Origin of the sequence: Sphingomonas spermidinifaciens, assembly GCF_002351485.1 — a bacterium.
GTDB lineage: Bacteria > Pseudomonadota > Alphaproteobacteria > Sphingomonadales > Sphingomonadaceae > Sphingomonas > Sphingomonas spermidinifaciens.
Genome location: NZ_NWMW01000001.1, coordinates 755,995 through 768,864 on the forward strand (window position 1 = coordinate 755,995; position 12,870 = coordinate 768,864).

A 12,870-nucleotide genomic window follows, 5' to 3' on the forward strand; every position below is an offset into this window, starting at 1 on the left:
ATAGGGCTATCACGGCTTTGTGAGCCCTGCGACAAAAAACCCGTCAGTCCGATGATGGGCGGGATCGAGCCGGATTCCAAGGCCGTGTGGGCTGCCGAACGGCACGTCTAGCGGTGCGGTGGACCATCCAGGATGGCGCCCGAGGAACGCATCGACCTGATCGCGCCCTTCGGCATCGAGCAGCGAACAGACGACATGAATCAGCCGCCCGCCCGGCCGGACGAGATCGGCGGCGATGTCCAGAAGCCGCGCCTGCGTCTCGGTCAGCCGGTTGAGGCGCTCGGGCGTCAGCCGCCAGCGGGCCTCGGGATTGCGCCGCCATGTCCCCGTGCCCGAGCAGGGCGCATCGACCAGCACCACATCGGCGGCCGCGCGCCAGTCCTCAAGCGCCACGGCCTCCCTGCCGGGGTCGAGCAGCCGCGTCCCGGCGATCGTCACCCCTGCCCGCTCGGCGCGCGGCGGCAGTCGCTGGAGCCGGGCGCGGTCGGTGTCGGTAGCGAGGATCGTTCCCTCGTTCGCCATCGCAGCCGCGAGCGACAGCGTCTTGCCCCCGGCGCCGGCGCACAGGTCGATCACATGATCGCCGGGCTTCGCACCGCAGGCCAGCGCGACGATCTGGCTGCCCGCATCCTGCACCTCGATCGCGCCTGCGGCATATTCGGGCAATCGCTCGATCTGCGTATCAGCCGGCAGGCGGAGCGCATCGGGCAGGCCATCGATCGGCTCGGCACCCTCGACCGCGACGGTACCGCCGCGTAGCCGGTTGACGCGAATGTCGAGCGGCGCGCGCTCGAGCAGCGCGGCCTGTGCGCTTTCATCCAGCCCGGATGCGGCCAGCGCTTCGGCCAGCCACGCCGGCACCGCGCCAGCAACCGCCGCCGCCTCGCCCGGGCCGATCGGCGCCGGGCCATAGGTCGATCCATCGAACGCCGCCGCAACGTTTGCGTCGATCTCGGCGACCGAGAGCATCGCGGCGCGGCCGCTTGCCGGCACCTCGCCGCAGCGGCGGATGGCGGCGTAGACGAGCTCGCGGATCGCGCGGCGGTCCTTCGATCCGGCGAAGCGATGCCCTGCGAACCAGCGCGCGAGGATCGTGTCCGCCGCCGCCCCGCCGCTTTTCGCCGCGCCGATGACGAGGTCGAGGATCTCGATCGCGGACTGCACCCGCGCACCCGGCGTCATTCGCCGCGCTCCCTTGCTTGCTCGGCCGCCAGCTTCGCCCGCGTGACATGCCATTTGCGCCGCAACCAGCGAATGCGCAGGAAGACGTAAAGGCCGGTGATCGCGACGATCAGCAGGATCTTCTGCTGATCGGTCATCGCTCTTGCCAACAAGAATGGGGAGGCGAGAGAAGCCAAGAAGGCGCAAAATAGGTGCTTGCGAAGGAGCGCAGAGCGGTTGCGTCCGCCGCGGGGTGACTTTCATCGCACGCGAAGTTTGATAGCGCTACCGGCGCGGCGAAATCCGACATCTCTGCGCTCCGTACGCCTCCGCGCGAACTCAACTCGATCTTCTCCGCGCCTTTGCGTGAGCCCAAAGTTACCGCGTCGGATAGTTCGGCGCCTCGCGCGTGATCGTCACGTCGTGGACATGGCTCTCGCGCAGGCCGGCGCCGGTGATCCGCACGAAGCGCGCCCGCTCGCGAAGGTCCTTGAGCGTCAGGCTGCCGGTGTAACCCATCGCCGCCTTCACCCCGCCCACCAGCTGGTGGATGACGTCGCGCGCCGGGCCTTTGAATGGCACCTGACCCTCGATCCCCTCGGGCACCAGCTTCATCTGGTCCTTGATGTCCTGCTGGAAATAGCGGTCGGCGGAGCCGCGGGCCATCGCGCCGACGCTGCCCATGCCGCGATAGGATTTGTAGGCGCGGCCCTGATAGAGGAACGTCTCCCCCGGCGCTTCCTCGGTCCCCGCCAGCAGCGAGCCGATCATCACCGCCGACGCGCCCGCCGCCAGTGCCTTGGCCACATCGCCCGACGTGCGGATGCCGCCATCGGCGATCACCGGCACGCCCGCCTTCGCGCCCTCGCTCGCGGCGTCCATCACGGCGGTGAGCTGCGGCACGCCGACGCCCGCGACGACGCGGGTGGTGCAGATCGAGCCCGGCCCGATCCCAACCTTGATCCCGTCCGCACCCGCATCGATCAGCGCCTTGGTCGCCTCGGCGGTGGCGACATTGCCGGCGATCACCTGGACCGAGTTGGAAAGCTTCTTCACCCGCTCGACCGCCCGCGCAACGTCGCGGTTGTGACCGTGCGCGGTGTCGATGACGATCAGGTCGCATTCCGCGTCGACCAGCGCGGCGGTGCGGTCGAAGCCCTTGTCGCCGACCGTCGTCGCCGCCGCGACGCACAGCCGCCCGGCGGCGTCCTTGGTCGCCTCGGGATAAAGGACCGCCTTCTCGATATCCTTGACGGTGATGAGGCCGACGCACGCATAGGCGTCGTCCACGACCAGCAGCTTCTCGATCCGCCGCTGGTGGAGCAGGCGCCGCGCCTCCTCCTGCGTCACGCCGACCTTGACCGTGGCAAGGTTGTCGCGCGTCATCAGCTCGGACACGGGCTGATCGGGGTTCTCGGCGAAGCGCACGTCGCGGTTGGTCAGGATGCCGACGAGCCGGCCCGATGACTCGACGACCGGGATGCCGCTGATCCGGTGGCGCTGCATCAGCGTCTGCGCTTCGCGGAGCGGCGCGGTGGGGTCGATGGTGATGGGATTGACGACCATCCCGCTTTCGAAGCGCTTGACCTGGCGCACCGCCGCCACCTGTTCCTCGACCGACAGGTTGCGGTGGAGCACGCCGATCCCGCCCATCTGCGCCATCACGATCGCCATGTCGCTCTCGGTCACGGTATCCATGGCCGAGGAGAGCACCGGGATGTTGAGGTCGAGGCCGCGCGCCACCTTCGTCCGGGTATCGGCCATGCTCGGCAGCACCTCCGATTCCGCCGGATAGAGGAGGACGTCGTCGAAAGTGAGGCCGAGGGTGATGTCCATGGGGGCGCCGGATCCGGTTCGAGTCGAGGATTGGCGGCCCATCTAAACGCGGGGGGCGAAGTGCGCTACCCCCTTGCCCGCACGTGCCAGCAGCGCCCGCGCCTGATCGACGTGCATCGTCTCGATCATCCGCCCGCGAAAGCGCTCTGCCCCGCCGGTCGCGGCGGCGACCAGCGCCTCGGCCTCGGCAACCTCCACCTCGCTGGGACCGAAGGCACGCGCGGCGACGGCGATCTGATTCGGGTGGATCAAGGTCTTGCCGTCAAAGCCGATGAGGCGCCCCGCCGCGCAATCCTCCGCCAGCCCCGCCTCGTCCTCCAGCGCATTATAGACCCCGTCGAGCGCCCAGACGCCGCCCGCGCGCGCGGCGAGCACGATCGCCTGCAGCGCATACCCGATCCCCGCCCGTCCGCTGTCAGCCGGCACGCCCAGCGTCGCGCGCAGGTCGTTGACCCCGGCGATCAGCCCTTCGACCCCCGGCACCGCGGCGATGGCAGGCGCGGCAAGGACGCCCGCAGGCGTCTCGATCATCGCCAGCACCGGCTTGCCCGCGGCGGCCACCCTGGCGGCAAGGTCGGGCGTCTCGACCTTGGGCACCACCAGGAAATCGGCCGCCGACCCGGCGACCGCCCTGACATCGGCGGCGTGGCCGGCGTCTTCCTCTCCGTTCACGCGGATCGCGACGAGCCGATCGCCGAATCCCTCGGCCGCGGCGGCAACGGCGGCCTCGCGGGCGCCAGCCTTATCCTCGTCCCGCACCGAATCCTCTAGGTCGAGGACGATCATCTCGGCCGCCAGCCCTCGCGCCTTCTCGATGGCGCGGGGGTTCGAGGCGGGGAGGAACAGCGCAGTACGCGGCGGCAGGTTCGAAGGGGCGGTCATGCGATCCGACTACCCTGCCCCCGCCCCCTTCGTCATCCCGGTTCTGCTCGACTTCGCCGGACGCCCGGCTAGACTGCGACCGCAACACCGGAGGGGCTCGGACATGGAAGGTATCGTCGGCGTACTCGCCATCGTCGTGCTGGTCGCGCTCATGTATCTGTTCGCCAGCATCAAGATCGTGCGCCAAGGCTATCAGTACACGATCGAACATTTCGGCCGCTTCACCAGCGTCGCCAAACCGGGCTTCAACTTCTATCCCGCCTTCTTCTATCGCGTCGGTCGCCGGGTCAACATGATGGAGCAGGTGATCGACATTCCCGGGCAGGAGATCATCACCCGCGACAATGCGATGGTGTCGACCGACGGCGTCGTCTTCTTTCAGGTGCTCGACCCGGCCAAGGCGGCCTACGAAGTCTCCGACATGTTCGTCGCACTGCAACAGATCACGACGACCAACCTGCGCACCGTCATGGGCTCGATGGACCTCGACGAAACGCTGTCGAAGCGCGACGAGATCAACGCGCGCCTCCTCTCGGTCGTCGATCACGCGACCAATCCGTGGGGCGTCAAGATCACCCGCGTCGAGATCAAGGACATTCGCCCACCCGCCGATATCGTCAATGCGATGGGCCGCCAGATGAAGGCCGAGCGCGAGAAGCGCGCCAACATTCTCGAGGCCGAGGGCGCGCGCGCCAGCGAGATCCTGCGCGCCGAGGGCCAGAAGCAGGCCCGCATCCTCGAGGCCGAGGGGCGGCGCGAATCCGCCTTCCGCGATGCGGAGGCACGCGAGCGCGCGGCGGAGGCCGAGGCGAAGGCGACCGCGCTGGTCAGCGACGCGATCGAGCAGGGGTCGGCACAGGCGATCAACTATTTCATCGCCCAGAAATATGTCGAGGCGATCGGCAAGTTCGCGACCAGCCCCAATGCCAAGACCGTGCTGTTCCCCGTCGAGGCGACGCAGCTGATCGGCACGCTCGGCGGCATCGGCGAGCTGGCGAAGGAAGCACTCGGCCGCGACGCCCCCGCCCCCGCGCCGCGCACCGGCGTGCCCGTCGTCCGCGAGGGCTGACTTGCCCGGCTGGCTGACCGAGCCCGGCATCCTCTGGCTGATCGCCGCGGCGCTGCTCGCGGGGATCGAGCTGGCGGTGCCGGGCGTGTTCCTCGTCTTCATCGCCGTCGCGGCGGCAATCACCGGCGCCTTCACCCTCTTATTCCCCGACCTCGGCCTCGGCGGACAGCTGGCGAGCTTCGCGGTCTGGGCGGCGGTCGCCGTCGCGATCGGGCGGCGCTGGTACGGGGGCGATGCGGTCGCCTCCGCCGACCCGCTCCTCAACGACCGCGCCGCGCGCAACATCGGCCGGACCGTCGTCGCCGTCACCGACTTCGCGCATGGCGAGGGGCGCGTGCGCCTTGGCGATGGCGAGTGGCCCGCGCGCGGCCCCGCGATGGCAGCGGGCACCGCGGCGCGCGTCGTCGCCATTGACGGGGTGACGTTGGTCGTCGAACCTCAATCATCGTTCCCGGAGTAACCAAGCCCCATGTCGTTCAAGCTGTCGCGCCGTGACCTGATGACCGCCGCCGGATCGAGCGCCGCGCTCGCCGCCATTCCCGCCCGCGCGATGCAGGCGGCCGCCTCGACCGATCCCGCTGCCGTGGCGCTCGACGCGATCGCCGAAAGCTTCCTCGTGCTCCAGCCCGAGGGGGCGACGGGCCTGGGCATCGACACGGGCAAACGAGCGCCGCTCAAGTCCAGGCTGACCGACCGTTCGGCGGCGGGCCGCGCGAAGGAAGCGGCGTGGCTGCGCACCGCCCTCGCCCGCATCGACACGCTCCAGCCCGGCGAAGACACGCGCACCGACGTGGCCGTCGCGCGCACCGCCTATTCGACGGCGCTCGACGGCTATGGCTTCCCCTATGGCGCGGTCGATATCGGCGGCTGGCGTAACGGGCCCTATGTCGTGGCGCAGAACATGGGCGCCTATCTCGACGTCCCCAAGTTCCTCGATTCGAGCCACACGGTCGAGACCGCCGCCGATGCCGAGGCCTATCTCGCCCGCCTCGACAGCTTCGCCGACCAGCTCGACGGCGAGACCGGGCGGCTGAAGGACGCGCGTGGCCGCGGCATCATCGCCTCGCAAGTCCTGATGAAGAAGACGCTCGACGGCATCCGCCTGTCGCGCAAGGGCGCGCCGAAGGACTGGGACGTCGTCACCTCGCTCGCCAAGCGCACCGGTTCGATCCCGGGCGACTGGGCCGCGCGCGCCGAGAAGATCGCCGCCGGCCGCGTCGCACCCGCGCTCGACCGCCAGATCGCCGAGCTCGAACAGCATGCAAAGGTCGCGACGACCGACGCGGGCGTGTGGAAGTTCAGGGACGGCGACGCCTATTACGCCTGGGCGCTGCGGGCCTCGACGACCACGCGCATGACCCCGGACGAGGTGCATGCAATGGGCCTGTCGGAGCTCGCCAGGCTCCAGGCCGAGATGGACACGATCCTCAAGAAGCTTGGCTACACCCAGGGCTCGGTCGGCGCGCGGATGATCGCACTGGGCAAGGACCCGCGCTACACCTTCCCCAACGACGATACCGGCCGCGCCCAGATCATGGCGCTGATTCAGGACCGGTTGAAGGATATACGCACCCGCCTGCCCCGCGCTTTCGCGACGCTGGTTGATGGCCGGGTCGAGGTGCGGCGCATCGCCCCCGCGGAGGAGATCGGCGCGCCCGGCGCCTATGGCGGCGCGGGGTCGATCGACGGCAAGGTGCCCGGCCGCTTCTGGATCAACCTGCGCACCACTGACCTGCATACCAAATACAGCCTGCCGACGCTGACCTATCACGAGTCCATCCCCGGCCATGTCTGGCAAGGCGAGTACACGCACAAGCTGCCGCTGATCCGCACGCAGATGGGCTTCAATGCCTTTTCGGAAGGCTGGGCTCTCTATGCCGAGCAGCTGGCGGGCGAGCTCGGCGTCTATGACGACGATCCCGTGGGGCGCCTGGGCTATCTCCAGTCGATCGCGTTCCGCGCCTGCCGCCTGGTCGTCGACACCGGCCTCCACGCCAAGCGCTGGACCCGCGAGAAGGCGATCCAGTGGTTCGCCGAGACCAACGGCTCGGGCATCGAGGAAGTGACGAGCGAGGTCGATCGCTATTGCGCGTGGCCGGGCCAGGCATGCGGCTACAAGGTCGGGCACAGCGAGATCAATCGCCTCCGCACGCAGGCGCAGGGCCGGCTGGGCGATCGGTTCGACTTCCGGGGCTATAACGACGTGGTGGTGCGGGGCGGCGGCGTGCCGCTCAACGTCCTTGCGCAGAATGTCGAGCGGTGGGAGGCGTCACGCCGCGCCTGAGGCGGCTCGATGGTTCAGGGGCGCGTCCATCGCCACGCGCCGCCGCGGCAGCGCCTCGGGCATCTGGTCGCGGACATAGGCGAGCAGCGCCTCGCGAATGTCGCAGCGAAGGTCGAACGCCGTCGCCGCGTCGCGCGCGGTGGCGAGGATGCGGACCTCGATCGCATCGGCCTTCGAGTCCGTGACCTGCAGCACGAAGGCGCGCCCGTCCCAGCGCGGATTGGCCTTCACGACCTGCTCGGCATGGGCGCGCAGCCGGTCGATATCGGCCGCGGGATCGAGCATCAGGAACACCGAGCCGAGCAGCTGGCTGGTATTGCGCGTCCAGTTCTGAAAGGGCTTTTCAAGGAACTGCGAGACGGGCACCACCAGCCGCCGCTCGTCCCACAGCGCGACGACCACGTAAGTCAGCCGGATCTCCTCGATCCGTCCCCACTCGCCCTCGACGATCACGACGTCGTCCAGCCGTACCGGCTCGGTAAAGGCCATCTGGATGCCGGCAATCAGGTTCTTGAGCAGCGGCTGCGCGGCGGCACCCACCGCCAGGCCCGCGAGCCCCGCCGACGCCATCAGTGTCACCCCGACGCTGCGGATGCTGGGGATGCTCAGCAGCATCAGGCAGATTGTCAGAAACCCAACCCCGAACACGGCGATGCGCACGAGGATGGCGCTCCGCGTCCGCCGCCGCCGCGCGCGCAGATTGTCGGCGACGCTGATATCGGCGTCGAGCTCGATCGCCTTGCCGGTCGCGCGGATCATCTGGATCGCAAGGCTGCCGACCAGCAGCGGGACGATCAGTCCCGCTGCCTGCGTCCACGCCGCGTCGGCGGTCGGCGGCAGATTGAGGAACCGCCGCACCGTCGCCAGCGCGATGCCGACCGCGATCCAGCGCAGCGGTCGGCGCGCATGCTCGACGAAGATATCGTCGGTTGACCCCGGCGTGCGCCGCGCGATCCGGTCGAGCACGCGCATGCCCAGCCCATGCACCACGATCGCGATCAGGATCGAAAGCGCAACGAGGCCGATATCGATGACAAATGCCGGCACGCGCGTGCCAAGAAGCTCGATCTGCTGCATATGCGAGAAACGCATGGGCGCGCCCGAGTTCCCCGCGCCACAACCCGCTTGACGCCCGCCCGACCCCCCGCTATCCGCGCCCCTCTCGCAACGACGGCCCCTTCGTCTAGCGGTCTAGGACGTCGCCCTCTCACGGCGAAAACACGGGTTCGAGTCCCGTAGGGGTCACCAGCGTCAAATTAGAAATGGCGGGATTTCGCCATTTCAGACGATCTGGTGAAAGCGGCTCCCGCCTTTTTTCCCGCGCTTTTGTTGGTTCGAGGATCAGGGTCCATTGGTGTGAGCGTCACGGCCTGATTCAGACTCCGCGAGGAGATCGGGATGAGCGACCTGTCTTAGCTGACGGACGGTCAGATGGAGCGCTGCGGTCGTTCGTTCCCAGGAGCCACGGCAAGCCGCGCGTTGATGATCGACGGATGTGAGCGGCATCGTGTTCGTGGAGGATATACGACCGCTGGAAGCGCTGGGGTGCAGCGGGCGTGTCGACGCGGATGATGGCAGGGCTTACCGCAGCGGGCGCCGAGCCAAAGACGGTGATGATTCTTCACGACGGCGGGCCAGGTCAGCGACTATGCCGGCGCGGCAGCACTCCTCGATAATATGCAAAGGCGCAGTGGCTGGTGGGTGATCGCGGCTACGACGCCGATTGGCGCCGCGTCGCGACCCGCCCCGGGTCGCTGCCCGACCGCATTCTTCTCCACCGTCGCGCTTGCTGCCACCGGCATCATCCGGCTGTGATCATCGGTTCATAGGCGCGGCCTGACCCGCCGTTTTGCGCCGTTGTTTTCTCGGCCAGCGCAGATAGAGAAGGATCGTGCCGGCGATCGCGAGCATCAGCCCACCAACCGCGAACGCCTTGAGCCAGGGCGTGTTGAAGTTCTCGTGCTCGCTCCAGTCCATGATGTGGAGCGCCCAGAAGAAGTCGTAGAACCGCCAGGTTCCGGTGCGGACGGCGGCGATGCGGCCGGCGTCATCAACATAGACTCGCGTCGCCTCGTCATCGGCGAACGCGACCTGCCAGGCCGGCAACCGTCCCTTGTATTCGGTGCTGGCGGCGGTGATGCGAATGACCTGCGGTTTGGATCGGGTCTGCCCCTTATAAGCGGCCGAGGCGATCCTGAGCGCCATGGCCGCATCGACCGCACGAAGCGGAGCGCCGGTCGCCGCATCGTGGAGCCGCAACTCGCCCGACACGGTTTCGACCTCGACCACGGGACGCCCGAGCAGCAGCCGATAGCGCGCACCTCGCAGCGGCATGCCGGAGGCGATCTGGTTTAGCGGCGCATAGGCTTGCACCGGCAGCACGCCAGCTGCGTCACGCTCGACCAGGTGCTCCCCGCGCACACGGTCGATCGGCAGCAGGCTCATGACCAGCCCGCTTGTGAACCAGAGCAGCAGTTGCACGCCGATGATCAGTGCCAGCCATCGGTGGAGCCGGCTCGCCCCGATGTGGAGCCGCATCCTGTTGCTTCGCATTTGTCCCCCTGTTGCCCGGGCCTGCGGCCATCGTCAGAACCAGGCGCGGATCCCCGCCACCAAGCTGAAGCCGCCCGTGCCCTCGCCCGCCGCTCGGGCATAACGCGCCGTCTCGCCGAGCCTGCGTTCCCACGAAACGCCGACATAGGGCGCGAACTCGCGGGCGATCTCGTAGCGCAGGCGCAGGCCCGCCTCGGCATCGGTCACGCCCGAGCCGAGCCGGCTATCGGGCACGTCCTGCGCGGACAGATTGAGCTCGACCCGCGGCTGCAGCACGAGGCGCTGGGTGATGCGCTGGTCATAATAGCCCTCCAGCCGGGCAAACACGTCGCCCTTGTCGGACAGGAACAGCGCGCCTTCGACATCGAACCAATAGGGCGCAAGACCCTCGAACCCGATCTGGGCATAGGTGCGATCAGGGCCGGGCGCGAAATCCTGGCGAACGCCGGCCTGCAGGTTGAAATAGGGTCCGATAGCCCGGCTGTAGAGCGCCTGCACCTCGCCCTCCGCATCCTCGCGAAAGGTGCCTTCGCCCTCGCTCTTGATGGTCAGGCGGTTGATGTCGCCGCCATACCAGAACTCGCCGTCCCATCGATATCCGTCGCGCCCCTCGCGAAGCTGCACCTCGGCGAGGTTCAGCATCAGCTGGGAGAAGGACATGCCGCCATGCTCGCGGCGCAGGGCGGCGCGCGCCGGAGCCATCGCCTCACGGCCCCAGATCCGGTCGGCATAGCTCGCCTCCGGCGCCGCTGGTGCGGGTGCATTGCCGGCGGGCAGTGCAGTGCCCGCCATCCCCATCGCAGGAGCGGCCCTTTTCGCTGAGGACTGCTTTGGCGTGCAGTGCCCCATCGCGGCATGCTCCGCCGGGCAGTCAGGATCGGCTGGGGCCGCCGGCGAGGATGAGGGGGGCGCCGCTTGTGCCGCCGGCGCCGAGGTCTTGGGCGTGCAATGGCCCATCGCGGCATGTTCCGGGGCGCAAGCCGGATCGGCGGTGCCGGCAGCCGGCGCAGCGCTCGGGTCCGCCGCCGGCTTTGGACGCGGCGGCGACGTCACTGCTTTCGGCTTGGTCGCGGCCTTGGGCTTGACCGGCGCGGGCATGGCGCAATGGCCCATCGCGGCATGTTCGGGCGTGCACTGGCTCGCCGATGCCAGGAGGATGGCGCCGAGGGTGAGGCTCACGCGGCGTCTCCCCCGCGCGGGCGGACCGAGACGACCTGCATCATGCCTGCGTGCATGTGATAGAGCATATGGCAGTGGAACGCCCAGTCGCCGACCGCATCGGTCGTGACGTCGAACGTCGCCGTTCCACCTGGCTGAACCTGGATCGTATGCTTGCGCGGCGCATACTCGCCATGACCCGTGACCAGCTCGAAAAAGTGGCCATGCAGGTGGATGGGATGCCCCATCATCGTGTCGTTGACCAAGGTGATGCGTACTCGCTCGTCCTTGAGGAACGGGATCGGCTTGTTCACCTCGCTCAGTTTCTCGCCGTCGAACGCCCACATATAGCGTTCCATGTTGCCGGTCAGGTGAATGCGCATCGACCGGTCGGGCGCGCGCACGTCAGGATTGCGATCGACGGCCATCAGATCGGTATAGACCAGCACCTTGTGACCGACATTCTCCAGTCCCTGGCCGGGTTCGCCCATGCGGTCGACCGGCATCGGCGAGATGGTTTGGACGGTCGGCGTCTTCTTGACCTCCGGCGCGACGGAAAAGTCGCGCATCGAGTGGTCCATGCCGCCCGCGGCGTGATCCATGCCGGCATGCTGGCCGGTGTTCCCGGTCGCCGGGGCGGCCGCCGCCGGCGTGCAGTGACCCATGGCAGCGTGTTCCGGCGGACAGGCCTGAGCCGCCGGTGCCGGCGCCGAGTGGCCCATTGCCGCATGGTCCATGCCAGCCATCGCGCCGCCCGAGCCATGGTTCATGCTGCCCATGCCCATGTCCTTCATGTCGGCGAGCGGCCGGCGGCGCAGCGCGGGAACGGCCGCGGCCATACCTTCACGCGGCGCGAGTGTCGCGCGCGCCATGCCGGAGCGGTCGACGCTTTCGCCAACGATCGTATAAGCACGCTCGTCCGCAGGCTGAACGATCACGTCATAGGTTTCCGCGACCGCGATCTGCATCTCGTCCACCTCGACCGGCCGCACCGGCAGGCCGTCGGCCTGGACGACGGTCAGCCGCAGGCCGGGGATGCGGAAGTTGAAGGTCGTCATCGCCGAGGCGTTGATGAGCCGCAGGCGCACGCGCTCGCCCGGTCGGAAAAGGCCCGTCCAGTTGTCGCGCGGGCCATGCCCGTTGACGAGATAGGTATAGGTGCTGCCGGTCACATCGGCGACATCGGTGGGGTCCATGCGCATCGCGCCCCAGGCCCGACGCTCTTTGGCCGACTGGTCGCGGCCGGCCAGCATCCCGCCAAGCGTCTGCTTCTGGAAGTTGAAATAGCCGCCTTGCTGCTTCAGCTTCTTGAAGATGGTGTGTGGGTGCATCTGGCTATGGTCGGACAGCACGATGACGTGCTCGCGATCCGACTGGATGGGATCGTCGCCCGCGGGATCGATGACGATGGGGCCATAATGGCCGAGCTGCTCCTGAAGCCCTGAATGGCTATGATACCAGTAGGTGCCCGACTGGACGATCGGGAACTCGTAGGTGAAGGTCGAACGCGGCTTGATGCCGGGGAAGCTCACGCCCGGGACGCCGTCCATATGGAACGGCAGGATCAGGCCGTGCCAGTGGATCGAGCTGTCCTCGTCGAGAGCGTTTTCGACGTGCAGGCGGACGGTCTGCCCCTCGCGCAGGCGGATGAGCGGCGCGGGGACGGTGCCGTTGATGCCGATCGCGTGGCTTTCCCGCCCGTCGATCGTCATCATCTGATGCGCGATGCGCAGATTGATGTCCTCGCCCGACACGGTGGGCAGCGGCTTCACGATGCCGGCGGACACGGACTGCGCCCAGGCCGGCATCCAGGCGGAGATGGCCAGTCCCCCGCCCGCGAGCGTGGCGCCGCGCAGCAGGCGCCGGCGGTCGATGGTTGCGTTCATCAGGGCTTTCGTCTCTCGGTTCGGCAAACGATCTCTGTCCT

Annotated in this window: 11 protein-coding genes, 1 tRNA gene and 1 pseudogene; 5 read left to right on the plus strand and 8 right to left on the minus strand. The window is 68.4% G+C overall.

The window, feature by feature from the left end; genetic code table 11:
* Positions 1–9: 9 nt before the first annotated feature.
* From COC42_RS03585 to COC42_RS03595, 4 genes are all read right to left on the minus strand, one after another.
* Entirely contained in the window at positions 10–1,182 is a 1,173-nt protein-coding gene (locus COC42_RS03585; protein ID WP_096341875.1) for an RsmB/NOP family class I SAM-dependent RNA methyltransferase, read from the minus strand.
* Entirely contained in the window at positions 1,179–1,319 is a 141-nt protein-coding gene (locus tag COC42_RS17585) for a hypothetical protein (protein WP_176484548.1), read from the minus strand. The genes COC42_RS03585 and COC42_RS17585 overlap by 4 nt, the downstream gene beginning before the upstream one ends.
* A 220-nt stretch (positions 1,320–1,539) precedes the next feature.
* The gene (gene guaB / locus COC42_RS03590) at positions 1,540–2,997 is read right to left on the minus strand and encodes an IMP dehydrogenase (protein WP_096341876.1); all 1,458 of its coding nucleotides are present in this window, start codon (positions 2,995–2,997) and stop codon (positions 1,540–1,542) included.
* Positions 2,998–3,039: 42 nt separating this feature from the next.
* A complete protein-coding gene (locus COC42_RS03595) occupies positions 3,040–3,879 on the minus strand; it encodes an HpcH/HpaI aldolase/citrate lyase family protein (protein WP_096341877.1) in 840 nt (279 codons plus the stop codon).
* A gap of 103 nt (positions 3,880–3,982) precedes the next feature.
* Between COC42_RS03595 and COC42_RS03600 the strand changes: the two genes are divergently transcribed.
* Genes COC42_RS03600 through COC42_RS03610 form a run of 3 tightly spaced genes read left to right on the plus strand, consistent with a single transcriptional unit; the run spans position 3,983 to position 7,232 of the window.
* The gene (locus COC42_RS03600; RefSeq protein WP_176484549.1) at positions 3,983–4,948 is read left to right on the plus strand and encodes an SPFH domain-containing protein; all 966 of its coding nucleotides are present in this window, start codon (positions 3,983–3,985) and stop codon (positions 4,946–4,948) included.
* Position 4,949: 1 nt separating this feature from the next.
* The gene (locus COC42_RS03605; RefSeq protein WP_096341878.1) at positions 4,950–5,408 is read left to right on the plus strand and encodes an NfeD family protein; all 459 of its coding nucleotides are present in this window, start codon (positions 4,950–4,952) and stop codon (positions 5,406–5,408) included.
* A gap of 9 nt (positions 5,409–5,417) precedes the next feature.
* Positions 5,418–7,232 carry a DUF885 domain-containing protein gene (locus COC42_RS03610; protein ID WP_096341879.1) on the plus strand — a complete coding sequence of 605 codons (1,815 nt, stop codon included), beginning with the start codon at positions 5,418–5,420 and terminating at the stop codon, positions 7,230–7,232.
* Here COC42_RS03610 and COC42_RS03615 read toward each other — a convergent pair.
* A complete protein-coding gene (locus tag COC42_RS03615) occupies positions 7,218–8,309 on the minus strand; it encodes a mechanosensitive ion channel family protein (RefSeq protein WP_096341880.1) in 1,092 nt (363 codons plus the stop codon). The two genes, COC42_RS03610 and COC42_RS03615, sit on opposite strands and share 15 nt — an antisense overlap.
* A gap of 95 nt (positions 8,310–8,404) precedes the next feature.
* On the opposite strand from COC42_RS03615, the gene COC42_RS03620 reads away from it, so the two are divergent.
* A tRNA-Glu gene (locus COC42_RS03620) sits at positions 8,405–8,480 on the plus strand.
* 183 nt (positions 8,481–8,663) lie between these two features.
* A pseudogene (locus COC42_RS03625) lies at positions 8,664–8,977 on the plus strand (transposase family protein); the annotation flags it as partial.
* Between the two features lie 70 nt (positions 8,978–9,047).
* Here the strand turns inward: COC42_RS03625 and COC42_RS03630 are convergent.
* Genes COC42_RS03630 through COC42_RS03640 form a run of 3 tightly spaced genes read right to left on the minus strand, consistent with a single transcriptional unit; the run spans position 9,048 to position 12,829 of the window.
* Positions 9,048–9,785 carry a PepSY domain-containing protein gene (locus COC42_RS03630; protein ID WP_096341881.1) on the minus strand — a complete coding sequence of 246 codons (738 nt, stop codon included), beginning with the start codon at positions 9,783–9,785 and terminating at the stop codon, positions 9,048–9,050.
* 33 nt (positions 9,786–9,818) lie between these two features.
* Complete coding sequence (locus COC42_RS03635; RefSeq protein ID WP_245843815.1) at positions 9,819–10,964, minus strand: copper resistance protein B; 1,146 nt, start codon at positions 10,962–10,964, stop codon at positions 9,819–9,821.
* Positions 10,961–12,829 (minus strand): copper resistance system multicopper oxidase, encoded by a 1,869-nt coding sequence (locus tag COC42_RS03640; protein ID WP_096341882.1) that lies wholly within the window; start codon positions 12,827–12,829, stop codon positions 10,961–10,963. The genes COC42_RS03635 and COC42_RS03640 overlap by 4 nt, the downstream gene beginning before the upstream one ends.
* Between the last annotated feature and the right edge of the window lie 41 nt (positions 12,830–12,870).

What these genes read in the sequence shown, in the direction of transcription:
- COC42_RS03585 (WP_096341875.1), bottom strand. Translation starts at nt 1,182, where the DNA reads ATGACGCCGGGTGCGCGGGTGCAGTCCGCGATCGAGATCCTCGACCTC.
- COC42_RS17585 (WP_176484548.1), bottom strand. Translation starts at nt 1,319, where the DNA reads ATGACCGATCAGCAGAAGATCCTGCTGATCGTCGCGATCACCGGCCTT.
- guaB (WP_096341876.1), bottom strand. Translation starts at nt 2,997, where the DNA reads ATGGACATCACCCTCGGCCTCACTTTCGACGACGTCCTCCTCTATCCG.
- COC42_RS03595 (WP_096341877.1), bottom strand. Translation starts at nt 3,879, where the DNA reads ATGACCGCCCCTTCGAACCTGCCGCCGCGTACTGCGCTGTTCCTCCCC.
- COC42_RS03600 (WP_176484549.1), top strand. Translation starts at nt 3,983, where the DNA reads ATGGAAGGTATCGTCGGCGTACTCGCCATCGTCGTGCTGGTCGCGCTC.
- COC42_RS03610 (WP_096341879.1), top strand. Translation starts at nt 5,418, where the DNA reads ATGTCGTTCAAGCTGTCGCGCCGTGACCTGATGACCGCCGCCGGATCG.
- COC42_RS03615 (WP_096341880.1), bottom strand. Translation starts at nt 8,309, where the DNA reads ATGCAGCAGATCGAGCTTCTTGGCACGCGCGTGCCGGCATTTGTCATC.
- COC42_RS03630 (WP_096341881.1), bottom strand. Translation starts at nt 9,785, where the DNA reads ATGCGAAGCAACAGGATGCGGCTCCACATCGGGGCGAGCCGGCTCCAC.
- COC42_RS03640 (WP_096341882.1), bottom strand. Translation starts at nt 12,829, where the DNA reads ATGAACGCAACCATCGACCGCCGGCGCCTGCTGCGCGGCGCCACGCTC.